General features: G+C 59.1%; 24 protein-coding genes. 7 read left to right on the top strand and 17 right to left on the bottom strand.

Going from position 1 to position 20,687, the window contains the following annotated elements:
- Positions 1-399: a COG4315 family predicted lipoprotein gene (locus ABEA02_RS02115; protein ID WP_345531172.1), complete on the top strand. Its 399-nt coding sequence runs from the start codon at positions 1-3 to the stop codon at positions 397-399.
- 63 nt (positions 400-462) lie between these two features.
- On the opposite strand, the gene dnaB is transcribed toward ABEA02_RS02115, so the two are convergent.
- The 5 genes from dnaB to rpsF all read right to left on the bottom strand — a co-directional run bounded on the left by dnaB (position 463) and on the right by rpsF (position 3,469).
- Positions 463-1,881 carry a replicative DNA helicase gene (gene dnaB, locus ABEA02_RS02110; RefSeq protein WP_345531171.1) on the bottom strand — a complete coding sequence of 473 codons (1,419 nt, stop codon included), beginning with the start codon at positions 1,879-1,881 and terminating at the stop codon, positions 463-465.
- A 111-nt stretch (positions 1,882-1,992) separates the two neighbouring features.
- On the bottom strand, positions 1,993-2,442 hold the full coding sequence (rplI, locus tag ABEA02_RS02105) for a 50S ribosomal protein L9 (RefSeq protein ID WP_345531170.1): 450 nt from the start codon (positions 2,440-2,442) through the stop codon (positions 1,993-1,995).
- A 15-nt stretch (positions 2,443-2,457) separates the two neighbouring features.
- Positions 2,458-2,730: a 30S ribosomal protein S18 gene (gene rpsR, locus ABEA02_RS02100; protein ID WP_345531169.1), complete on the bottom strand. Its 273-nt coding sequence runs from the start codon at positions 2,728-2,730 to the stop codon at positions 2,458-2,460.
- Positions 2,730-3,065, bottom strand: a complete 336-nt coding sequence (gene priB, locus ABEA02_RS02095) for a primosomal replication protein N (protein ID WP_345531168.1) — start codon at positions 3,063-3,065, stop codon at positions 2,730-2,732. Before priB ends, rpsR begins: the two co-directional genes overlap by 1 nt.
- Before the next feature lie 17 nt (positions 3,066-3,082).
- On the bottom strand, positions 3,083-3,469 hold the full coding sequence (gene rpsF / locus ABEA02_RS02090; protein ID WP_345531167.1) for a 30S ribosomal protein S6: 387 nt from the start codon (positions 3,467-3,469) through the stop codon (positions 3,083-3,085).
- Between the two features lie 272 nt (positions 3,470-3,741).
- On the opposite strand from rpsF, the gene typA reads away from it, so the two are divergent.
- A complete protein-coding gene (typA, locus tag ABEA02_RS02085) occupies positions 3,742-5,556 on the top strand; it encodes a translational GTPase TypA (protein ID WP_345531166.1) in 1,815 nt (604 codons plus the stop codon).
- 70 nt (positions 5,557-5,626) lie between these two features.
- On the opposite strand, the gene ABEA02_RS02080 is transcribed toward typA, so the two are convergent.
- The 3 genes from ABEA02_RS02080 to cysS all read right to left on the bottom strand — a co-directional run bounded on the left by ABEA02_RS02080 (position 5,627) and on the right by cysS (position 8,245).
- Positions 5,627-6,112 carry a hypothetical protein gene (locus ABEA02_RS02080; protein WP_345531165.1) on the bottom strand — a complete coding sequence of 162 codons (486 nt, stop codon included), beginning with the start codon at positions 6,110-6,112 and terminating at the stop codon, positions 5,627-5,629.
- A gap of 80 nt (positions 6,113-6,192) precedes the next feature.
- Positions 6,193-6,807: a nucleotide-binding protein gene (locus ABEA02_RS02075; RefSeq protein ID WP_425584648.1), complete on the bottom strand. Its 615-nt coding sequence runs from the start codon at positions 6,805-6,807 to the stop codon at positions 6,193-6,195.
- A gap of 46 nt (positions 6,808-6,853) precedes the next feature.
- Positions 6,854-8,245 carry a cysteine--tRNA ligase gene (gene cysS / locus ABEA02_RS02070; protein ID WP_345531163.1) on the bottom strand — a complete coding sequence of 464 codons (1,392 nt, stop codon included), beginning with the start codon at positions 8,243-8,245 and terminating at the stop codon, positions 6,854-6,856.
- A gap of 242 nt (positions 8,246-8,487) precedes the next feature.
- On the opposite strand from cysS, the gene ABEA02_RS02065 reads away from it, so the two are divergent.
- From ABEA02_RS02065 to ABEA02_RS02045, 5 genes are all read left to right on the top strand, one after another.
- On the top strand, positions 8,488-9,552 hold the full coding sequence (locus ABEA02_RS02065; protein ID WP_345531162.1) for a nuclear transport factor 2 family protein: 1,065 nt from the start codon (positions 8,488-8,490) through the stop codon (positions 9,550-9,552).
- A 9-nt stretch (positions 9,553-9,561) separates the two neighbouring features.
- A complete protein-coding gene (locus tag ABEA02_RS02060; protein WP_345531161.1) occupies positions 9,562-10,773 on the top strand; it encodes a L,D-transpeptidase family protein in 1,212 nt (403 codons plus the stop codon).
- A complete protein-coding gene (locus ABEA02_RS02055) occupies positions 10,770-11,351 on the top strand; it encodes a peptidylprolyl isomerase (protein ID WP_425584647.1) in 582 nt (193 codons plus the stop codon). Before ABEA02_RS02060 ends, ABEA02_RS02055 begins: the two co-directional genes overlap by 4 nt.
- A 49-nt stretch (positions 11,352-11,400) precedes the next feature.
- A complete protein-coding gene (locus ABEA02_RS02050) occupies positions 11,401-11,895 on the top strand; it encodes a peptidylprolyl isomerase (protein ID WP_345531160.1) in 495 nt (164 codons plus the stop codon).
- Between the two features lie 70 nt (positions 11,896-11,965).
- Positions 11,966-12,664, top strand: coding sequence for a UDP-2,3-diacylglucosamine diphosphatase (locus ABEA02_RS02045; protein WP_345531159.1), 699 nt, complete (start codon positions 11,966-11,968; stop codon positions 12,662-12,664).
- 55 nt (positions 12,665-12,719) lie between these two features.
- On the opposite strand, the gene ABEA02_RS02040 is transcribed toward ABEA02_RS02045, so the two are convergent.
- The 9 genes from ABEA02_RS02040 to nuoI all read right to left on the bottom strand — a co-directional run bounded on the left by ABEA02_RS02040 (position 12,720) and on the right by nuoI (position 20,685).
- Positions 12,720-13,037, bottom strand: coding sequence for a c-type cytochrome (locus tag ABEA02_RS02040; protein ID WP_345531158.1), 318 nt, complete (start codon positions 13,035-13,037; stop codon positions 12,720-12,722).
- Between the two features lie 11 nt (positions 13,038-13,048).
- Positions 13,049-13,366 (bottom strand): c-type cytochrome, encoded by a 318-nt coding sequence (locus ABEA02_RS02035; RefSeq protein ID WP_345531157.1) that lies wholly within the window; start codon positions 13,364-13,366, stop codon positions 13,049-13,051.
- Positions 13,367-13,478: 112 nt separating this feature from the next.
- Entirely contained in the window at positions 13,479-14,057 is a 579-nt protein-coding gene (locus tag ABEA02_RS02030; RefSeq protein WP_345531156.1) for an NUDIX domain-containing protein, read from the bottom strand.
- The gene (gene nuoN / locus ABEA02_RS02025; RefSeq protein WP_345531155.1) at positions 14,044-15,603 is read right to left on the bottom strand and encodes an NADH-quinone oxidoreductase subunit NuoN; all 1,560 of its coding nucleotides are present in this window, start codon (positions 15,601-15,603) and stop codon (positions 14,044-14,046) included. The genes ABEA02_RS02030 and nuoN overlap by 14 nt, the downstream gene beginning before the upstream one ends.
- A gap of 59 nt (positions 15,604-15,662) precedes the next feature.
- A complete protein-coding gene (locus ABEA02_RS02020) occupies positions 15,663-17,144 on the bottom strand; it encodes an NADH-quinone oxidoreductase subunit M (protein WP_345531154.1) in 1,482 nt (493 codons plus the stop codon).
- A gap of 28 nt (positions 17,145-17,172) precedes the next feature.
- A complete protein-coding gene (gene nuoL, locus ABEA02_RS02015; RefSeq protein ID WP_345531153.1) occupies positions 17,173-19,242 on the bottom strand; it encodes an NADH-quinone oxidoreductase subunit L in 2,070 nt (689 codons plus the stop codon).
- Between the two features lie 2 nt (positions 19,243-19,244).
- Complete coding sequence (nuoK, locus tag ABEA02_RS02010; RefSeq protein ID WP_345531152.1) at positions 19,245-19,550, bottom strand: NADH-quinone oxidoreductase subunit NuoK; 306 nt, start codon at positions 19,548-19,550, stop codon at positions 19,245-19,247.
- Positions 19,551-19,552: 2 nt separating this feature from the next.
- Positions 19,553-20,188 carry an NADH-quinone oxidoreductase subunit J gene (locus tag ABEA02_RS02005; protein ID WP_345531151.1) on the bottom strand — a complete coding sequence of 212 codons (636 nt, stop codon included), beginning with the start codon at positions 20,186-20,188 and terminating at the stop codon, positions 19,553-19,555.
- A gap of 8 nt (positions 20,189-20,196) precedes the next feature.
- A complete protein-coding gene (nuoI, locus tag ABEA02_RS02000; RefSeq protein WP_345531150.1) occupies positions 20,197-20,685 on the bottom strand; it encodes an NADH-quinone oxidoreductase subunit NuoI in 489 nt (162 codons plus the stop codon).
- Positions 20,686-20,687 lie beyond the last annotated feature (2 nt).

Genomic DNA, 20,687 nt, shown 5'->3' with positions numbered 1-20,687 from the left:
ATGCAAACCCGGCAGATCGCTTTACGCAGCATCATCGCAGTTGTCATCGTGTCGGCCCTGGCTGCCTGTAGCAGCGCCCCGCCCGCTCCGCCGGCACCGGCCAAGGTCGCCGACGGCGTTTTCGTCGACAGCAAAGGCATGACGCTCTACACCTTCGACCGCGACACCACCCCCGGCAAGAGCGCCTGCAACGGCAATTGCGCTACCAACTGGCCGCCCCTGTTCGTGGCCGACGGCGCTACGGCCAGCGGGGACTGGAGCATCATCACGCGCGACGACGGCAAAAAGCAGTGGGCCTACAAGGGCCGCCCGCTCTACCTGTGGGCCAAGGACATGAAACCCGGTGACAAGACCGGCGAAGGCATGGCCAGCAACACCTGGCACGTCGCCAAGCCCTGAGGCCTGAACGCAGAACAAACAAGGGCGCCGAGGCGCCCTTGTTTGTTGTTCAACCTGATCCGCTCAATAGCTGGGCGCGTTCTGGATGTAGTTCTCGAAGCGCGTGTACTCACCCACGAACGTCATCGGCACCATACCCGTCGGGCCGTTACGGTGCTTGGCGATGATCAGCTCGGCCTTGCCTTTGTCCTGCGTGTCCGGGTTATAGATCTCATCGCGGTAAATGAACATGATGATGTCCGCATCCTGCTCCAGAGCGCCGGACTCACGCAGATCGGATGCCATCGGGCGCTTGTCCGCACGCTGCTCCAGGCTGCGGTTGAGCTGTGACAGCGCCATGATGGGCACCTTCAGCTCCTTGGCCAGACCCTTCACGTTCCGCGAGATTTCCGACAGCTCGGCCGCACGGTTGTCACTCTCCTTGAGCGTAGTCATCAGCTGCAGGTAGTCGATCACGATCAAGCCAAGCTTGCCGCCACACTGACGGTGCAGACGACGCGCACGCGCCCGCAGATCGGTCGGGTTGAGACCCGGCGTTTCGTCGATGTAAATCGGAGCTTCGTGCAGACGACCCAAGGCGTAGGTCAGCTTCTGCCACTCATCGTCGTTGAGCTTGCCGGTACGCAAGCGGTGCTGGTCAAGGCGGCCTACCGACGAGATGAAACGCATCGCCAACTGCGAGGCCGGCATTTCCATCGAAAAGATCGCCACCGGTAAACCGGCTTCCAGCGCCACGCTCTCGGCTACGTTCAGTGCAAACGAGGTCTTGCCCATACCGGGACGCGCCGCGAGGATGATCATGTCCGTCGGCTGCAGCCCCGAGGTCTTGTCATCCAGATCCACCAGACCGGTAGGCACACCGGTGATGGCTGCCTGGTCATCACGCGAATACAGTTCCTGGATACGCTCGACGACCTGCCCCAGCACAGGCTGGATCGGCGTGAAGCCCTGCGCGCCCTTGCTGCCTTCATCACGAATGGCGAGGATCTTGGATTCGGCCTCGTCGAGGATGATGCTGGCGTTGCGCCCGGAAGGCAGCAGCGCACTGCCCGAAATCTCGTCACCCACCGTCACGAGCTTGCGCAGGATGGCACGCTCGCGAACGATCTCGGCGTAGCGACGCACGTTGGCCGCAGAGGGCGTGTTGTTGGCGATTTCACCCAGGTAGGCAAGGCCACCAACGTGCTGCGATTCATTGTTCTTGTCGAGCGACTCGAACACCGTGACGATGTCCGCCGGCTTGCCCAGCTCAATGAGCATGGCGATCTGCCGGAAGATGCGTCGATGCTCGTCGCGATAGAAATCGACTTCCGACACCAGATCGCCAACGCGATCCCAGGCCGTGTTGTCGAGCAGCAGACCACCGATCAGCGACTGCTCCGCCTCGATGGAGTGTGGCGGCAGCTTGAGCGATGCCAGCTGCGGATCAGGCGCTGCCTGCTCGCGGAAATCGTTGCGGAAATCGTTGCGACCTTGCGCCATGAAACACTCCTTCGGGGAGGTCGATTCTACCGCCCACCCCCAGATCGCCACAGCGATCCAGAAAAGAAAAAGGGCTGCTGACGCAGCCCTTTTTTCCTCAGCCGACGCTGATCAGTGCTCGCCGAGTACCGAGACCTTGACGGTCACGACCACATCGGTGTGCAGAGCAACCTGCACGTCGTACTCGCCGACGGCCTTGAACGGGCCTTCGGGCAGACGCACGCCGGACTTGGCAACTTCGAAACCGGAAGCCTTGATCGCTTCAGCGATGTCGGCGTTGGTCACGGAGCCAAACAGGCGGCCGTCCACACCCGACTTGCTGGTGATCTGAACGGTCAGCCCGTCAACCTTGGCACCCAGGGCCTGGGCTTCAGCCAGCTTTTCGGCCGCAGCCTTTTCGAGCTCGGCGCGCTTGGCGGCGAATTCGGCAACGTTGGCTTCGGTCGCACGCTTGGCGTGGCCTTGGGGAATCAGGAAGTTACGGGCATAGCCGTCCTTGACGCGCACGACGTCGCCCAGATTGCCGAGGTTAACAACCTTCTCAAGCAGAATGATTTGCATGGTCTGGTCTTCCTCTTACTGGTGCAGGTCGGTGTAGGGGATCAGGGCCAGGAAACGGGCGCGCTTGATCGCCGTCGACAGCTGACGCTGATAGTGGGTCTTGGTACCCGTGATGCGGGCCGGCATGATCTTGCCGTTTTCGGTCACGAAGTCCTTGAGGATATCGACGTCCTTGTAGTCGATCTCTTCGATCTTCTCGGCCGAGAAGCGGCAGAACTTGCGACGCTTGAAGAGGCCGCGATTGCCGCCGCGCTCTTCCTTCTTCTTGTTGGCAGGTTTGAAAGCCATTACGTGGTTCCTTCCAGTTTTGGCGAGCTGTCCAGCAGCTCGAATTTCTGTACGTGCAAAACGGGGTTCTGGTTTTTCGCACTGCGGGCAGCAAGGAATCCCTCTACCACCATCGCGACTCCCATCGGCATCGCAGCAAGCTGCTGCGCCAGGGGGCCCATCGCCAGTGCGCCCACTTCACAACTCGTCTTCCGCTCGACATCCAGTTCAACCTGGGTCGATTCGTGTTGCAGCCTGAACTGCAGCACCGGGATCCGGGCCGGGGTCATGCGCAGCGCTTCGCGCTCCTTCAGGACTCCGGCAATGCGAACGTGGTTTGTTCCAGTAACACCCAATCTGTTCTGATCGGTGCTCAGGCTGCCGAAGCTTCGCCCGAAGCTTCTTCAGCAGCGGGGGCCGGGGCGGTCAGCGAACGCGACTTTTCTTCCTTCATCATCGGCGAAGGAGTCGTAACAGCCTTCTTCGTCTTGATGGTCAGGTGGCGCAGCACGGCATCATTGAACTTGAAAGCGTGTTCGAGTTCAGCCAGCGTGTCGCCATCGCACTCGATGTTCATGAGCACGTAGTGAGCCTTGTGAATCTTCTGGATCGGGTAAGCCAGCTGGCGGCGGCCCCAGTCTTCCAGACGATGAATCTGGCCAGCCTTGCTGGTGACCAGGGTCTTGTAGCGCTCGATCATGGCGGGCACTTGCTCGCTCTGATCGGGGTGCACGATGAAAACAACTTCGTAATGTCGCATGCAAACTCCCTTACGGTTGATTGAGCCCCCCGGCATGCGTACCAGTGGAGCAAGGAAAGCCCGCGATTCTACGACGTTTCCCTCACCCTTTCAAGGCTTTGAATCGACACCTTCTCATACCGCTATAAAAAGGGCGCTGCGGCGCAACACCTTGGCGTGCTAGAATCGAAGGCTTGCCTGACGGCTACGTCTCAGGCCCTTCAACCCCCGAAACCAGCCAGTTCCGGCACCCTTCGCCTGAGCTCGCGCAAATTTCCGCCAGCAGAGCAACCATGAGCCGCGCAATCCGCAACATCGCCATCATCGCCCACGTCGACCACGGCAAAACCACTCTCGTCGACCAGCTTCTCCGCCAATCCGGCACCTTTGCAGCTCACCAGCAGGTGGCCGAGCGTGTGATGGACAGCAACGACCAGGAAAAAGAGCGCGGCATCACGATTCTGGCCAAGAACTGCGCCATCCAGTACGGCGACACCCACATCAACATCGTCGACACTCCCGGACACGCGGACTTCGGCGGTGAAGTGGAGCGCGTGCTGTCGATGGTCGACTCCGTGCTGTTGCTGGTCGATGCCGTCGAAGGCCCGATGCCGCAAACTCGCTTCGTGACCCGCAAGGCGCTGGGCATGGGGCTCAAGCCCATCGTCGTGATCAACAAGATCGACCGGCCGGGCGCGCGTCCGGACTGGGTCATCAACCAGACCTTCGACCTGTTCGACAAACTGGGCGCGACCGAAGAGCAGCTCGACTTCCCTGTCGTCTATGCCTCGGCACTCAATGGCTTCGCAATGCTGGAGGCCGACAAGCCCGGCAGCGACATGAAGCCTCTGTTCGACGCCATCCTCAGGCACGTGCCGCAACCTGAAGTGGACTCGGAAGGTCCGCTGCAAGTGCAGATCTGCTCGCTCGACTATTCGACCTACATCGGTCAGCTGGGCATTGGCCGCATCAAGCGTGGTCGTATCCGTCCGAACCAGGAAGTCGTTGTCATGTATGGCGACGAAAACAAGGGTAAGGCCAAGGTATCGCAAGTGCTGACTTTCACGGGTCTGGAGCGCGCACCGGCCGAGTCCGCCGAGGCCGGTGACATCATTCTTGTCGCAGGTATCGATCAGGTCGGCATTGGCGTGACCATCTGTGACCCCGAGCACCTTGACGCGATGAAGCCCATCGCGGTCGATGAACCGACGCTGACGATGAACTTCCTCGTCAACTCATCCCCCCTCGCAGGCCGCGAAGGCAAGTACGTCACCAGCCGTCAGATCCGCGAGCGCCTCGAAAAGGAACTGCTCAAGAACGTCGCGTTGCGTGTCTCTTTCACCTCGGACTCCGACGTATTTGAAGTCTCCGGCCGCGGCGAGCTGCACCTCACCGTGCTGCTTGAGTCCATGCGTCGTGAAGGCTACGAACTGGCCGTCGGCCGTCCGCGTGTAGTGTTCAAGGAAATCAACGGCGAGAAGTGCGAGCCGTACGAAATGCTGACCGTCGACGTCGAAGAGAACCACCAGGGCGGCGTCATGGAGGAGCTCGGCCGTCGCCGTGGCGAACTCCAGGACATGCAGCCGGACGGCAAGGGTCGTGTGCGTCTTGAGTACCGCATCCCGGCACGAGGCTTGATCGGCTTCCAGGGTGAATTCCTCACGCTGACGCGTGGTACCGGCCTCGCCAGCCACGTGTTCGATGACTACGCGCCGATGGCGGGTTCGATGTCCGAGCGCCGCAACGGTGTGTTGATCAGCCAGAACGATGGCGAAGCCGTCGCCTACGCACTGTGGAATCTGCAGGACCGCGGCCGCATGTTCGTGAGCCCCGGAGAGAAGCTGTACGAAGGCATGATCATCGGCATCCACTCACGCGACAACGACCTCGTTGTAAACCCCGTCAAGGGCAAGCAGCTCACCAACGTTCGCGCTTCCGGCAAGGACGAAGCCGTTGTGCTGACGCCGCCCATCCAGCTCACGCTGGAGTCGGCCATCGAGTTCATCGCTGACGACGAACTCGTGGAAATCACGCCACAGAACATACGTCTGCGTAAGCGCTTCCTCAAAGAACATGAGCGCAAGCGCGCAGCCAAAGACGAAGCCTGATCACACGGGCATCAGCAAAAAAGCCACTGCATGCAGTGGCTTTTTTGTTTTCCCGGATCCGCCCGAGGCGTCAAGCCAACAAGCGCCTCAGGGGATCCAGCAGCCTTGCGCCTGCCTCTGACCCGTGCGCCTTGATAACCGCAGCCTCCAGACCGGGCAGCAATTGGGCGAGCTCCGCAACATTTCCGCACTTCTCTACCTTAAGAACGAAGAAAAAGGCCTTCAAGCCGAGTACGTCAGATGCCAGCTCATTCATGATGGCAGCCCCCATCCGAAGCCGGCCAAATGCGTCACGGGCAGTTTCGCCGCCCTCGTTGGCCGATTCTGCGGGAGCTTCCGGGCTTGCATCGGACGCTCGCTCCTCGGCAACAAGATCCAAAGCAAACAAGGTATCCACTGCATCCGCCGGGGCCCCAATGTTCATCGCAATCTTGCGCAGCTCAGCTCTGTCGATCGTGCCATCCACAGTCACAAGCAACATGCGAACCTTGCTTGACAAGCGCTTGTCGCGATCGGCAAGTGCGGCCATTCCGAGCGATGTCTTGACTATTTTCATGCGACGTTCCGATCTACCTAATCGTGTGGATGCTGCACCAAGCGCCGTGCGGCAAGATCAACTCGCGACGAACGGTAAAGCTAGATCCAGGATCGAATCTGCTCCCATTGAGCGAGATCTTTCTCGACACGTCCCGGTGCCACATCAAACAGCGTCAAGCCGTGTGCGGCCAGCTGGACGTAATTCTGAGTGCTGCGCAGACAGGTCAGTAGCGGCAGGCCCGTTGATTCAATGAATCGATGGAATTGCTCGGCCGAACGCGTACGTTCATCAATACGCATGCCAATGACGGCAATCGGCAAACCACGCGCGGCCTTCATCTCAGCCAGTTCGGAAAAGAAAGTCTGGCTGGCCATGAGATCGAACATCGAAGCCTGGACAGGCACCAGCACGCGATCAGCCAGCTTGACGAGGCTGCGCAGTTTTTCATCATGGAGCCCTGCGGGCGTATCCAGCACGGCGTGCGTCGTGCCCTTGGGAGGCTTGGCCGGTTTACCTTCTTCAAGCTCCCAGGTGTGAATGGGTCGAGCACCCGAGGGACGACACTTGAGCCAGTAGCCGGCTGATTGCTGGCGATCGACGTCGCCCAGCATCACCTGCGCTTTCGGCTGGCTGGCCAGCAAACCTGCAAGGTTGGTGGCGACTGTGCTCTTGCCCGAGCCGCCCTTGGGATTCGCTACGAGATAGACCTTCAAGATCACCCTCCTTCGTTACCCACAAAGACCTGCCAAACCCGCTACATCATGCACGCCGCCAGGTCGTTCCTCCGGCACCATCCTCCAACACGATGCCACGTGCCTTGAGTTCGTCGCGAATACGATCAGACTCGGCGAAATTGCGCGTCTTCTTTGCTTCGATGCGCTGCTGGATCAATGCCTCAATTCTGGCCGCATCGTCGTCGCTCGCCGCACCGCCCTGCACAAAGCGTCCAGGCTCCTGCGTCAGCAAGCCAATGGTCGAACCCAGCGCGCGCAGCAGGGCGGATAGCTGCGTCGAACGCGTGCGATTTACTTCGGCACGCAGCTCATGCAACACAGCAAACGCCATCGACGTATTGAAGTCGTCGCACATCACCTCGCGGAAGCGCGCCGCATGCGGCTCGTTCCAGTCGATCATGAAGTCTTCCGGCGGTACCTCAGGCGGCACGTCCCGCAGCGCCGTGTACAGCGAAAGCAGCGAAGCACGCGCGTCCTGCAGGATGTCCCAGGTGTAGTTGATCTCTGAGCGATAGTGGCCTCGCAGCAGGAAGTAGCGCACCGTCTCGCCACCTTGCACGGGATCGAGCTTGTTCAACACTTCGCGCGTCGTAAACACGTTACCCAGCGACTTGGACATCTTCTCGTTGTCCATGTTGAGGAAGGCCGCGTGCATCCAGTAATTCACAAAAGGCTTGCCCGAAGCCCCTTCGCTCTGCGCGATCTCGCCCTCGTGATGCGGGAACTGCAGGTCCCAGCCGCCACCGTGAATGTCGAGCGTGTCGCCATGCTGTGCCTTGCACATGGCCGAACATTCAATATGCCAGCCAGGCCGCCCATTGCCCCAGGGCGAGCTCCAGTGCGGCTCGTGCGGCTTCGCCGCCTTCCACAAAACGAAATCGAGCGGGTCGCGCTTGGCGGTATTCACTGCCACACGTTCGCCCGCGCGCAAATCGTCAATGGACTTGCCGGACAGCTTGCCGTAACCGGCAAACTCGCGGACAGCGTAGTAAACATCGCCGTTGTCAGCCGGATATGCCATGCCCTTGTCGACCAGTTGGCCAATCATCGAGAGCATGCCGTCAATGTGTTGCGTCGCACGCGGCTCGTGGCTCGGCAGCTTCATGCCAAGACGACTCGTGTCTTCGTGCATCGCAGCAATCATGCGTTCGGTCAGTGCATCGATGGGCTCGCCGTTCTTGTTGGCCCGATCGATGATCTTATCGTCAACGTCCGTAATGTTGCGCACGTAGCTAACGTCATAGCCGATGGTTGTCAGCCAGCGATAGACCATGTCGAACACAGTCAACGTGCGGGCATTGCCAATGTGGAAATAGTCGTAAACGGTCAGACCGCAGACGTACATGCGGACTTTGCCGGGTTCGATGGGGGTGAATTCCTGCTTCTGGCGAGCGAGTGAGTTGTAGATCTTGAGCATGCCGTGGTGTCTTGGTTCTTATAGCGTCTATGGGCCAGCGGGACGGGCGTCTGTCACCGGCAACAGACTGGCGGAAATTCGCGCAGCGGGCCGCAGAAGCACAGAATGTAAAGTAAAATCCGCACGCGTTTGCAGCTGGAGCAAGCCCCCGCAAAAACAGTTTTTCGAGGCCTTCAACCACTGCCAGGCCCGGTCAGGGCTCTGCCCACGCCAGTCCGACAACCCGCTCAGACTCTACCACAATGCCCCAGACCTTCTTTCGCCTGCCCCTCGCCCGCATCGTAACGCTGCTGGTGCTGTGCGTCGCACAGCCCGTCATGGCAGCCAGCTACCAGGAAGCTCAGAACCTGCTGCGTCAGGGGCAACATGCCAAGGCGCTGGATGAGGTTAACGAACTGGTCTCGGCCAACCCCAAGGATCGCGGCGCGCGCTTCCTCAAGGGCGTCATCCTCGCCGAAATGAACCGGCTGGACGAGGCGGCTGCCGTCTTCACCAAGCTGACCGAAGAAGCACCGGAGTTGCCCGAGCCTTACAACAACCTTGCCGTGATCTATGCTCAGCAGAAGCAATACGACAAGGCACGTACAGCGCTCGAAATGTCGATCCGTACCCATCCGACTTACGCGACTGCACACGAGAACCTCGGCGACCTGTATACCCAGATGGCCCGTCAGGCTTATGACCGGGCCCTGCAGATCGACTCCGGCAACGCCAACGCACAAGCCAAGCTGAAACTGCTGCGCGACATGATGACGGCCGGTAACCGCACTACGACGACTCCGACCACCAAACCCGTCGTAATCGCTGCGGCCAGCAGCGCCGCCAGCGTTGTCCCAACGCCTGTGACACCTCCAACCGCTTCCAGCTCGGCTGCCGCCTCAGCCAAAGCGCAGCCGCCGATAGCCGCTGCCAGCAGCAGCGTCGCATCCAGCAGCGCCAAGCCAGTTGCCGAAAAGCCTGCAGCCAATGCCAGCAGCGAGGTTCAAGCCGCGCTTGAAGGCTGGGCCGCCGCCTGGTCGCGCAAAGATGTCAGAGCCTACTTGGCGGCCTATGGCAAGGACTTCCAGACCCCAGGTGGCGTAAATCGCAAAACCTGGGAGGCCGAACGCGAATCGCGCATCGACAAACCCGGTGCGATCAAGGTCTCGATCAGCGGTCTGCGCATTGAGGTCAATGGCGATAAGGCCACGGCCCAGTTCCGTCAGCATTATTCGTCGGCGAGCCTGAACACGGCTACGCCCAAAACCATCGTGATGACCCGCCAGGGTAGCCGCTGGGTAATCCAGCAGGAACGGGTGGGTCGCTGATTGGGGACCATGCGTCTGAACCGCTTGAACCGCCGCATCCTGTTTCGTTGTGCCCTGCTGGCGTGCCTGTTCGCCAGCACTTCCGCCGCCGGCCCTGGACGGATCCTTGCCGGGGTGTCGGATGCTGGCCCTGACGCCACGATTTCGCTGATCCTGCGTGACATCCGCGAGGCAAAGCTAGATGACGCCCTCGCGCGCACCGAGAACCTGCTCAAGCTGTACCCCAACTTCCGCCTCGCACACCTGATCCGTGGCGACCTGCTGTTGGCACGCACTGCGCCGCTGAAAGGCTTTGGCAATACCGCTCAGAGTCCTGAAGGCAAACTGGGCGACTTGCGTGACGAAGCTCTGGTGCGCATCCAGGGCTACGCCACCCGCCCGCAGGCCGACCAGATTCCACGCTATCTGTTGCAGATGCCTGATGAGCAGAAGCACGCCGTGGTGGTCGACACCAAGCGCTCACGTCTGTACCTCTATCGCAACGACAACGGTCGCCCCACTTTTGTGGCGGACTTTTACATCACGCAGGGTAAGGATGGCGCCAACAAGACCCGCGAGGGCGACAAGCGCACGCCCGTCGGTGTCTATCACGTCACCTCCTTCCTGCCACCGGCAAAGCTGACCGACTTCTACGGCGCCGGCGCCTTCCCGATCAACTATCCGAACGAGTGGGACCAGCGCAATGGCCGCAATGGCCATGGCATCTGGCTCCACGGAGTGCCGGCAGACACCTACTCGCGTCCGCCCAAGGCTTCGGACGGCTGTGTCGTCCTGGCCAACGAAGATCTGCAAACGCTGGCCAACTACGTACAGGTCGGGCGCACGCCGGTCATCATCAGCACCGACGTGGAATGGCTGTCGCTCGACGATTGGAAAGCCGAACGCCAGGCCCTCAACCGCGAGATCGAAAGCTGGCGCAAGGACTGGGAGAGCCTGGATACCGAGCGCTACCTGTCCCACTACGCAGCCGACTTCCGTAGCGGATCTGGTGACCTGCGTGAATGGGCTACGACCAAACGTCGCGTCGCAGCAGGCAAGTCCTGGATCAAGCTGGGCCTGCGCGAACTGAGCATGTTCCGCAATCCAGGCCAGCAGGAAATCGTCGTCGTCAGCTTTGAACAGGACTACCGCAGCAACAACCTCAACAGCGTGTCGCAGAAACGGCAGTACTGGATGAAGGAAGCCGGTCAATGGAAAATCATTTACGAGGGCAATGCATGAACATCCGTCACGTCATTCTTCGCAGCCTGATGCTGGGCGCGCTGGCAATCCATCTTGCAACGGCCTCGGCAGCTGATGCGCCGCGCGTGAAGTTCGAAACCACGCTCGGCAACTTTGTTGTCGAACTGGATCCGGTCAAGGCACCAAAGTCAGTTGCCAACTTCCTCAAGTATGTCGAAGACAAGCATTATGACGGCACCATCTTTCACCGCGTGATCCCCGGCTTCATGGCGCAAGGCGGCGGATTCAACAAGGACATGCAGCAGAAATCCACGCGCGCACCCATCGAGAACGAAGCCCGCAACGGACTCAAGAACACTCCCGGAACCATCGCCATGGCGCGCACCTCCGATCCCCATTCCGCCACCTCGCAGTTCTTCATCAACTTTGCGGATAACGGATTCCTCAATGCCCCCGGCCAGGACGGCTGGGGCTACGCCGTCTTCGGCAAGGTCGTGGAAGGCATGGACATCGTCAATAACATGGCCAAGATTCCCACCGGTATCAGCGCCGGCATGCGCGACGTGCCGCTGCAAGCCATCGTCGTACAAAGCGCTCGCGTGCTGCCCGTCAAGTAAGGCTCATCGCTCCCCGAATTCCAATCCCCCGATAACACGGAGTCACACCATGGTCAGACTGAAAACCCGCTTCGGCGACATCACGCTTGAGCTCTTCGCCGAGCAAGCCCCGGAAACCGTTAAGAACTTCCTCTCGTACGTCGAGTCAGGCCACTATGACGGCACCATCTTTCATCGTGTCATCAGCAACTTCATGGTTCAGGGGGGCGGCATGACGGCCGACATGAGCCAGAAGCCGACGCAAGCTCCGATCAAAAACGAAGCCAATAATGGCCTCAAGAACGAAATCGGTACCGTCGCCATGGCGCGCACCTCCGACCCGCACTCGGCCACCGCGCAGTTCTTCATCAACGTCGTGAACAACGACTTCCTGGACTTCCGGAACGAGTCCGTGCAAGGCTGGGGCTACTGTGTTTTCGGCAAGGTCGTCGAAGGCATGGACGTCGTCAATCAGATCAAGGCCACGAGGACTGGCCGTAGCGGCTTCCATCAGGATGTGCCGGTCGAAGCCATCGTGATCGACAAGGCTGAAATCGTCGCCTGATCACTCTCATACCTTTCTGCAACGCCGGCTCATAGCCGGCGTTTGCGTATCCTGACCTACGAAAGTCGCCGTGATCCACTTCATTTCGGACCTGCACCTGCACGAAAGCCGGCCGGAAACAACACAGGCATTTCTGGACTACCTCATCGGTCCGGCGCGTCAATGCGAATCGCTGTGGATATTGGGAGACCTGTTTGAGGCTTGGACAGGTGACGACGACCTGTCCCTGCCCTTCAGCGCCCGTATCGCCGATGCACTGGCAGCCGTTGCTCATTCCGGCGTACAGGTGCGCATCCTCGTCGGCAACCGAGATTTCCTGCTCGGCAATGCCTTCGCAAAACGCAGCGGAGTGCAGATCGTGCAAGAGCCCACCCTGCTGCAACTCGGCGACCATCGCACTGTACTGGTCCATGGCGATGCGCAGTGCACGGACGACAAACGCTACCAGTGCTTTCGCCGCATCGTTCGCAACAGGCTTCTACAAACGATTTTTCACGCCCTGCCGTTCATCCTGCGTCGTCGCATTGCCTCCAGACTGCGCGCACAAAGTGAAAAATCCAAGGCAGGCAAATCCATGTTCATCATGGACGTCAATCGCGACGCCATTGCAGCACTGTTCAAGCAAAGCGGTGCGGAGTGGCTCATCCACGGCCACACCCATCGTCCTGCTATCCACGAACATGCAGAGGGAACCCGATTTGTCTTGTCAGACTGGCAAGGCAAGGCGAGCGGCCTTTGCTGGAACGGTGAAAACCTCTCTCCATTCTGACAGGCAACAAAAAAGCACCCGCAGGTGCTTTCTTGTTTGAAGTGTCGGCCGAAACTCAGCGTTTGACAACCAGACCACTCTGCTTGGCAAAGTAAGCGGCAAGATCAGCAATATCCTGCTCACTAAGCGGCGCTGCCATACCCTTCATGACATCATTCTTGCGCGTACCGTTCTTGTACGACTTGAGTGCGTGCACGAGGTAGTCCTCGTTCTGACCAGCCAGCTTCGGGAAGGTCGGAACGGCGCTGTTGCCGTCCGCACCATGGCAGGCGGCACATGCGGCCGACTTGGCCTGGCCCCTGGCGGCGTCGCCAGCAGCTTGTGCTTGCGTTGCAGCGAGTGCAAAGGCGACCAGCATCAGGATCTTGTTCATGGTCGGCTCCCTCACTTCTTCGCGTAGTAAGCAGCGATGTCGGCCATGTCCTGTTCGGACAGGCTGGCAGCGATGCTGTTCATGTCGGGATGCTTGCGATCACCGGACTTGTAGGCCTGCAAGGCGCTGACAATATAGGCAGCGTGCTGACCCCCCAGCTTGGGCACCTTGTAGGTCGTCGGGAAAGTCACTTGGTAGCCAGGAATGCCATGACACCCTATACACATGGAAATCTTCTTCTTGGCGATCTCGGGACGTCCTTCTGCGGCGTGGGCCGTCAGCGTCGTCAGACCGAGGCTCGCAGCCAGAATCAGCGCCTTGGTTTTCATGTTGCCTCTCTGAAGTCGGAAAGCTGCGTTATGTCAGCTATTTGGGAATCAGCTATTGCTCAGCGCAAGAAACCGCGCCGGAAACCGGGAGATTTTACAGGGCTTGCCCAGCTCAAGTGCGCCCAGTCTGAAGAATTTTGCGTGCCCAGAACAAGCAGGAAATCGTCTTGGCGTCCGTAATCAGGCCATCAAGAACGCCCTGCTCCGCATCTTCAATCGTCATCTCGAAGACATCCAGAAACTCGCCGGGATCGAGACGTTGGCCTTCGAATTGCAGATCCTGTGCCAGAAAGACTTCAATGCGTTCGCTGGAATACGCGATACAGGGGTGCAGTGTGGCGATGTGTTGCCAACGGCCCGCGCGATAGCCCGTTTCTTCCAGCAACTCGCGCTGGGCACAGGCCAGTTCGGTTTCATCCGGATCAAGCTTGCCCGCCGGGAATTCCACCATCGGGCGGCCAATGGGGTAGCGGAACTGGCGTTCCATGACGAACACGCCGGGGCGTAACTCGGGAATGATGACGCAAGCGCCCTGGTGACGGATGTACTCGCGCACCGATTCGCTGCCGTCCGGCAGCTTCACCCCATCGCGCCAGGCTTTCAGCATGTAGCCGTCGAACAACTGCTCACTGCTTATCCCGATCTCGTCGAGATGATCTCCGTACGGAATCGACACTTCAGAACGAACCATTCATCACGATACTGAGGATACTCATCGAGAGGTGCGGGAACAGACCGAGCACAGCAAGCATCAGGACATTGAGCGACAGGGCAATCTTGACGCCGATGCCACCCATGATCGGGGCGGTCTCGACGGGCTCATCAAAGAACATCAGCTTGACGACACGCAGGTAGTAGAACGCCCCCACCAACGACATCATTACGGCCAGCACAGCCAGCCACAGATGATCGGTTGCCACCACGAACTGCAATACCAGAAACTTGGCGAAGAAGCCGACGAAGAAGGGAATACCCGCCATCGAGAACATCACGACGGCCATCATCCCGGCCCACCAGCTACTACGGCGATTGAGACCCTTGAAGTCGTCGATATTCTCGGCCTCGAAGCCCGAGCGCGTCATCAACATGAGGATGCCGAACGCGGCGAGCGTCGTCAGCACGTAGGTTACGACGTAAAACAAGGATGCCGCATAGGCATTGCCGGCATGGTAGCTATCCCCATTGACGACGCCCGAAGTGAGACCCAGCAGCATGAAACCCATGTGCGAAATCGCCGAATAGGCCAGCATGCGCTTGATGTTGGTTTGCGCAATAGCCGCGACATTGCCAAGCACGATGGACGCTGCAGCGAGCAGCATAAGCATGTGTTGCCATTGCTCGGCGAAGGCCCAGAAGGCGATGGCGATCATGCGGAAGGCCATGGCAAATGCAGCCAGCTTGGGGGCTGCGCCCAGCAGCAGCGTCACCGAGGTCGGCGCACCCTGATAGACGTCCGGAATCCACATATGGAAAGGCGCCGCGCCAAGCTTGAAGGCCACGCCCGCCACAACGAAGACCATGCCGAACACCATGATGGTGTTGTTCGCCTGTTGTTCGACGAGCGCACGTGCGACGTCGATGATGTTGAGCGTCTGCGTAGCACCGTAAACCATCGAGATGCCATAAAGGAGCAGACCCGAGGCCAGTGCGCCAAGCACGAAATACTTCATGCCCGCTTCAGTGGATTGCACGGAATCTCGGTTTATCGCCACGAGTGCGTAGGACGACAGCGACAGCATTTCCAGGCCGAGGTAGATGGTCAGCAAACTGCCTGCCGAGATCATTACCAGGATGCCCAGGGCACTGAAAAGCACAAGCAGATAGTACTCGGCCGTATCCAGACGACGGTCACTGACGTAGCGACGACCGTACAGCAAGGACAGGGACACTGCGATCAATGCCAGGGGCTTGAGTACGATAGCCAATCCGTCATTGACGAACATCTGACCAAAGGTGAAGCACATCTTGCCCGACGTGGCGCACTGCTGTCCGAAAGTAATGCCGGCTCCATCCAGAGTCCAGCTCTCTCCACCGAACATCAAGCCGAAATCGATATTGATCAGGATGGGCGACGCCGCAAGCACCGCGGCGATAATCAGCGATACCTGCGAAAGCTTATAGGCAACCTGCCCCGCCCCCTGACGCACGAACGAGACGATCAGCAGAATGAGCAAGGCAGCAGACGAGAGGAAAATCTCGGTCAGTGCGGGGTAGAAATCTGGGATCTGGAATTCCATTTTTTGCCTGTCGGGCGAGGTCCTGGTCAATATGCCTGAGTACTGTGGGATATTTCCGGTCAGAGCTTGCCAGCAGCCACGTGCTTGAGCAGCTGGTCGACCGAGGCATGCATCACGTCGGTCACCGGCGCCGGATAGAGGCCCATGACCAGCACGCAGATAGCCAGCACGGCCAGGAAGACGAACTCTCGACGATTGATGTCCGTCAGCTCGGAAACATGCGGATTGGCAACCGCGCCGAACACCACACGCTTGTACATCCACAAGGTATACGCAGCACCCACGATAAGGGTTGTTGCCGCGGCGAAGCCAACCCAGAAATCAAACTGCACGGCACCCAGCGCTACCATGAACTCGCCGACGAAACCGCTGGTGCCCGGCAAGCCGGAGTTGGCCATCGCGAAGAGCATGAAAAACGCTGCAAACTTGGGCATGGTATTGACCACGCCACCGTAGTCAGCAATCTGACGGCTGTGCATGCGGTCGTAGAGTACGCCGATGCACAGGAACATCGCGCCAGATACGAAGCCGTGAGAAATCATCTGCACCAGTGCGCCTTCGATCCCCAGTGCATTGAACATGAAGAAGCCCAGCGTCACAAAACCCATGTGCGAGATCGACGAATAAGCCACGAGCTTCTTCATATCGGTCTGCACCAGCGCGACGAAGCCGATGTAAATCACCGCAATGAGCGACAGTGTGATCATCAGCGGTGCGAAGTATTGGCTGGCATCCGGCACCACGGGCAGCGAGAACCGCAGGAAACCATACGCGCCCAACTTGAGACCAATCGCTGCCAGCACCACTGAGCCCCCGGTCGGAGCCTCGACGTGAGCGTCCGGCAACCAGGTATGCACGGGCCACATCGGCACCTTGACCGCGAATGACAGCAGGAAGGCCCAGAAGATCCACTTCTGTGCAGTCAGACCCAGACTGAGTTCATGCCAGTCCTGAATATTGAAACTGCCACCGGAATGAATGAAGAGGTAGATGAAAGCAACCAGCATCAGCAGCGAGCCGAGCAGCGTGTAAAGGAAGAACTTGAAGGCCGCATACACACGGTTGGCGCCACCCCAGATACCGATGATCAGGTACAGCGGAATCAGCGAGGCCTCAAAGAACACGTAGAAGAGCACCGCGTCCATTGAAGAGAAGATGCCGTTGAGCAGACCCGACATGATCAGGAAGGCTGCCATGTACTGCGACACCTTGTTCTGGATAACCTCCCAGCCAGCGACCACCACAATCAGGGTAATGAAGCTGTTGAGCACCACGAAAGGCATCGAAATGCCATCAACACCAAGGCTGTAATTGATGCGGATGTATGGAATCCATGCGGCATGTTCCTCGAACTGCATGGCTGCGCTGCTCGCATCGAAATGCGTGAACAGGGGGACTGCGACAGCCAATCCGGCCAAGGCCGCTACCAGGGCAATGAAGCGGGCGACCTGCGCATTGCGGTCACCGCCGGTGCACAGGGCCAGCAAGCCGCCGAAAATCGGTATCCATATCGAGAGACTGAGGTAAGGCACAGCGGTCATCACGTTTTCCGTCATTCTTGTATGGGGCTCAGGCCAGTGCGCCCAGCAAACGGCTCAACCATGTCTGCGGGAACATCCAAACCAGCAGGGTTGCAACGCCGAGAATCACCCAGAAGGCATAGGTATAGACATAGCCGGTCTGCACGAGGCGCGAGGCGCGTGACAACCAACCTATCGCAGCGGCCGAACCATTGACCAGTACGCCATCGATCACGGTCTGGTCACCAGCCTTCCAGAGGCCACGTCCCAGTGCGCGCGCACCGGCAGCAAACACGATCTCGTTGAAGCGGTCGAAGTAGTACTTGTTCTCGAGCAGACGATGGAGACCAGCAAACCGGTTCTGGATCGCAGCGGGGATGTCAGGACGTTTGAGGTAGAAGAACCACGCCAGCGCCACACCGCCCATGGCCAACCAGAACGGCAGCGAAGTCAGACCATGCAGGGCCATGCCAACCGGTCCATGGAACTCATGGGCCAGCTCGCCCAGTACGTTGTTCGCTTCGGCGATGGTCACAACACCCTTGAACCATTCGCCGAACAGCATCGGATCGATGGTGAAGAAACCGATGGCCACAGAGGGAATGGCGAGCAACACGAGCGGCATCGTGACAACCCATGGCGACTCATGAGGCTTCTGACCCGGCGCCAGGCCATGGTGACGATCCTCATCGTGGTCATCATCCTGATGCTCGTCAGCATGTTCAGTGTCGTGCGCATGATCGTGATGCTCATGCGCCTTGCCGAAACGCTCCTCCCCGTGAAAGACGAGGAAGTACATGCGGAACGAGTAGAAAGCCGTGATGAACACACCGAGGATCACGCAGAAATAGGCATAGCTCGAACCCCAACGATGCGACTCTGCTACTGCTTCAATGATCGAATCCTTCGAGTAGAAGCCGGACAGGAAAGGGAAACCGATCAGCGCCAGCGAGCCCAGCAGAGACGTAATCCACGTGATCTTCATGTACTTGCGCAGGCCACCCATGTTGCGCATGTCCTGATCGTGGTGCATGCCGATAATGACCGAGCCGGCACCGAGGAACAGCAGCGCCTTGAAGAAGGCGTGGGTCATGAGATGGAACACGGCAGCCGGATAGGCCGACACGCCCAACGCAACGGTCATGTAACCCAGCTGCGAAAGCGTGGAATAGGCAACCACACGCTTGATGTCGTGCTGCACGATACCTAGGAAGCCCATGAACAATGCCGTCGTTGCGCCGATCACCAGGACAAAGGACAGCGCCGCATCGGACATCTCGAACAGCGGCGACATGCGCGTCACCATGAAGATGCCGGCAGTCACCATGGTTGCGGCATGGATCAGGGCTGAAATCGGTGTCGGACCTTCCATCGAATCGGGAAGCCAGACATGCAGCGGCACCTGCGCCGACTTCCCCATCGCACCGATGAACAAGCACACACAGATTGCCGTCATGAGCGGCCAACCCGTAGCAGGCACTTCCAGCTTCGCAAGTTCGGACGCCTTTGCGAACACCGTTGCGTAATCCAGCGAACCTGCGAACGCGGCGATCAGGCCAATGCCCAGTAGAAAACCGAAATCACCCACGCGGTTGACGAGGAAGGCCTTGAGGTTGGCGTAGATCGCCGTCGGACGCGTGTACCAGAAACCGATCAGCAGATAAGACACGAGACCCACCGCTTCCCATCCGAAGAACAGCTGCAGGAAGTTGTTGCTCATGACCAGCATGAGCATCGAGAAGGTGAACAACGAGATGTAGCTGAAGAAGCGCTGATAGCCAGGGTCTTCGGACATGTAGCCGATGGTGTAGATGTGAACCATCAGCGACACGAAGGTCACGACGAGCATCATCATCACTGTCAGCTGGTCAATGAGGAAGCCGACCTCAAACTTGATGCCACCGCTGGTAGCCCAGGTATAGAGCGCACCATTGAAGGTGTTGCCGGCCTGCACGTCGTCGAAAATGATCAGCGACGCGATAAGGGCTACGAGAACGCCAAGGATCGTCACGACGTGCGCCGCGGTACGACCGATGACACGACCGAAAAGCCCGGCGATAACAGAACCCGCCAGCGGCGCGAGGGGAACGAGGAGATAGAGTTTCTGCATGGCGCTCATCATCAACCCTTCAGGCTGTCCAGATCATCGACGTGAATCGAACGCATGTTGCGGAACAGCACCACGAGGATCGCAAGACCGATGGCTGACTCGGCAGCGGCAACGGTCAGGATGAAAAAAACGAAGAGCTGGCCATCGGGGTCCTGGAAGTAGGACGAGAAAGCCACGAAATTCATGTTCACGGCCAGCAACATCAGTTCGATGGCCATCAAGAGCACGATGAGATTCTTGCGGTTCAAGAAAATCCCGACCACGCTGATCGCAAACAGGATGGCGCCCAGGACGAGCACATGGGACAAGGGCAACATGGTTACTCCCCCTCTTTCGGCGACAAGCTCGTGGCCACACCGGGCTCGACGGGAATGCTCACGATGCGCATGCGATCCGCTGCCTTGACCGCAATCTGATCCGCTGGATTAACGTACTTGAGCCCCTGACGGCGGCGATACGTCAACGCAACGGCAGCGATCATCGAGACCAGCAGAATCAGTGACGCGATTTCGAAGGGATAGGCGTATTGAGTAAAGAGTTGCTGAGCAAGTTCCTGCGTGTTGCTATGGGTTGCGGCAGGTGCAGCGGGCTGGGGTACTTCAGCCAGCTGGAAATAGGGCTTGTTCAGAACGGCAGCCATTTCCGCGACCATCACCAGCGCGACGAGCAACCCCACGGGGAGGTAGCGCCAGAACCCTTCGCGGATTCGGTCAATGTTGATGTCCAGCATCATGACCACGAAGAGGAACAGGACCATCACCGCTCCCACATAGATGAGCACGATCGCTATGGCCAGGAACTCGGCGTGCATCAGCATCCAGATGCAGCCCGAGGTCACGAACGCCAGAACGAGGAACAGCGCAGCATGCACTGGGTTTTTCGCCGTGATGACCAGTAGCCCGGAAATTACGAGGACCGTGGCGAAGGCGTAGAAAAGAAGGGTCGAGATTTCCATGTGTTCTCTCAGCGGTACTGCGCCTCGACAGCGCGGTCTTTCGCTATCTGCTCTTCGTAGCGCTCACCGACGGCAAGCAGCATGTTCTTGGTGTAGTACAGGTCGCCTCGTTGCTCACCGTGGTACTCGAACACACGGGTTTCGACGATCGCATCCACCGGGCACGCCTCTTCGCAGAATCCACAGAAAATGCACTTGGTCAGGTCGATGTCGTACCGCGTCGTGCGGCGTGAACCGTCGTCACGCTGCGCTGACTCAATCGTGATCGCCATCGCCGGGCAAACAGCTTCGCAAAGCTTGCAGGCAATGCAGCGCTCTTCCCCGTTAGGGTAGCGACGCAATGCATGCAGGCCACGGAAGCGCGGGCTCTGAGGCGTTTTCTCTTCAGGGAACTGGACGGTTATCTTGCGCGCGAACATGTGACGCCCGGTAAGCGCCATGCCCTTGAGCAGTTCAAGCAGAACCACCGTGCCGAAAAACTCTTTGACTGCACCCATGA

The organism is Viridibacterium curvum (genome assembly GCF_039544165.1).
GTDB lineage: Bacteria > Pseudomonadota > Gammaproteobacteria > Burkholderiales > Rhodocyclaceae > Viridibacterium > Viridibacterium curvum.
Note: the sequence above shows the minus strand (reverse complement) of the source record. Positions and strands in the feature narration are given on the sequence as shown.

Coding starts and splice junctions, on each gene's coding strand:
- ABEA02_RS02115 (WP_345531172.1), top strand. CDS start 1: ATGCAAACCCGGCAGATCGCTTTACGCAGCATCATCGCAGTTGTCATC.
- dnaB (WP_345531171.1), bottom strand. CDS start 1,881: ATGGCGCAAGGTCGCAACGATTTCCGCAACGATTTCCGCGAGCAGGCA.
- rplI (WP_345531170.1), bottom strand. CDS start 2,442: ATGCAAATCATTCTGCTTGAGAAGGTTGTTAACCTCGGCAATCTGGGC.
- rpsR (WP_345531169.1), bottom strand. CDS start 2,730: ATGGCTTTCAAACCTGCCAACAAGAAGAAGGAAGAGCGCGGCGGCAAT.
- rpsF (WP_345531167.1), bottom strand. CDS start 3,469: ATGCGACATTACGAAGTTGTTTTCATCGTGCACCCCGATCAGAGCGAG.
- typA (WP_345531166.1), top strand. CDS start 3,742: ATGAGCCGCGCAATCCGCAACATCGCCATCATCGCCCACGTCGACCAC.
- ABEA02_RS02080 (WP_345531165.1), bottom strand. CDS start 6,112: ATGAAAATAGTCAAGACATCGCTCGGAATGGCCGCACTTGCCGATCGC.
- cysS (WP_345531163.1), bottom strand. CDS start 8,245: ATGCTCAAGATCTACAACTCACTCGCTCGCCAGAAGCAGGAATTCACC.
- ABEA02_RS02065 (WP_345531162.1), top strand. CDS start 8,488: ATGCCCCAGACCTTCTTTCGCCTGCCCCTCGCCCGCATCGTAACGCTG.
- ABEA02_RS02060 (WP_345531161.1), top strand. CDS start 9,562: ATGCGTCTGAACCGCTTGAACCGCCGCATCCTGTTTCGTTGTGCCCTG.
- ABEA02_RS02055 (WP_425584647.1), top strand. CDS start 10,770: ATGAACATCCGTCACGTCATTCTTCGCAGCCTGATGCTGGGCGCGCTG.
- ABEA02_RS02050 (WP_345531160.1), top strand. CDS start 11,401: ATGGTCAGACTGAAAACCCGCTTCGGCGACATCACGCTTGAGCTCTTC.
- ABEA02_RS02040 (WP_345531158.1), bottom strand. CDS start 13,037: ATGAACAAGATCCTGATGCTGGTCGCCTTTGCACTCGCTGCAACGCAA.
- ABEA02_RS02035 (WP_345531157.1), bottom strand. CDS start 13,366: ATGAAAACCAAGGCGCTGATTCTGGCTGCGAGCCTCGGTCTGACGACG.
- ABEA02_RS02030 (WP_345531156.1), bottom strand. CDS start 14,057: ATGGTTCGTTCTGAAGTGTCGATTCCGTACGGAGATCATCTCGACGAG.
- nuoN (WP_345531155.1), bottom strand. CDS start 15,603: ATGGAATTCCAGATCCCAGATTTCTACCCCGCACTGACCGAGATTTTC.
- ABEA02_RS02020 (WP_345531154.1), bottom strand. CDS start 17,144: ATGACCGCTGTGCCTTACCTCAGTCTCTCGATATGGATACCGATTTTC.
- nuoL (WP_345531153.1), bottom strand. CDS start 19,242: ATGAGCGCCATGCAGAAACTCTATCTCCTCGTTCCCCTCGCGCCGCTG.
- nuoK (WP_345531152.1), bottom strand. CDS start 19,550: ATGTTGCCCTTGTCCCATGTGCTCGTCCTGGGCGCCATCCTGTTTGCG.
- ABEA02_RS02005 (WP_345531151.1), bottom strand. CDS start 20,188: ATGGAAATCTCGACCCTTCTTTTCTACGCCTTCGCCACGGTCCTCGTA.
- nuoI (WP_345531150.1), bottom strand. CDS start 20,685: ATGGGTGCAGTCAAAGAGTTTTTCGGCACGGTGGTTCTGCTTGAACTG.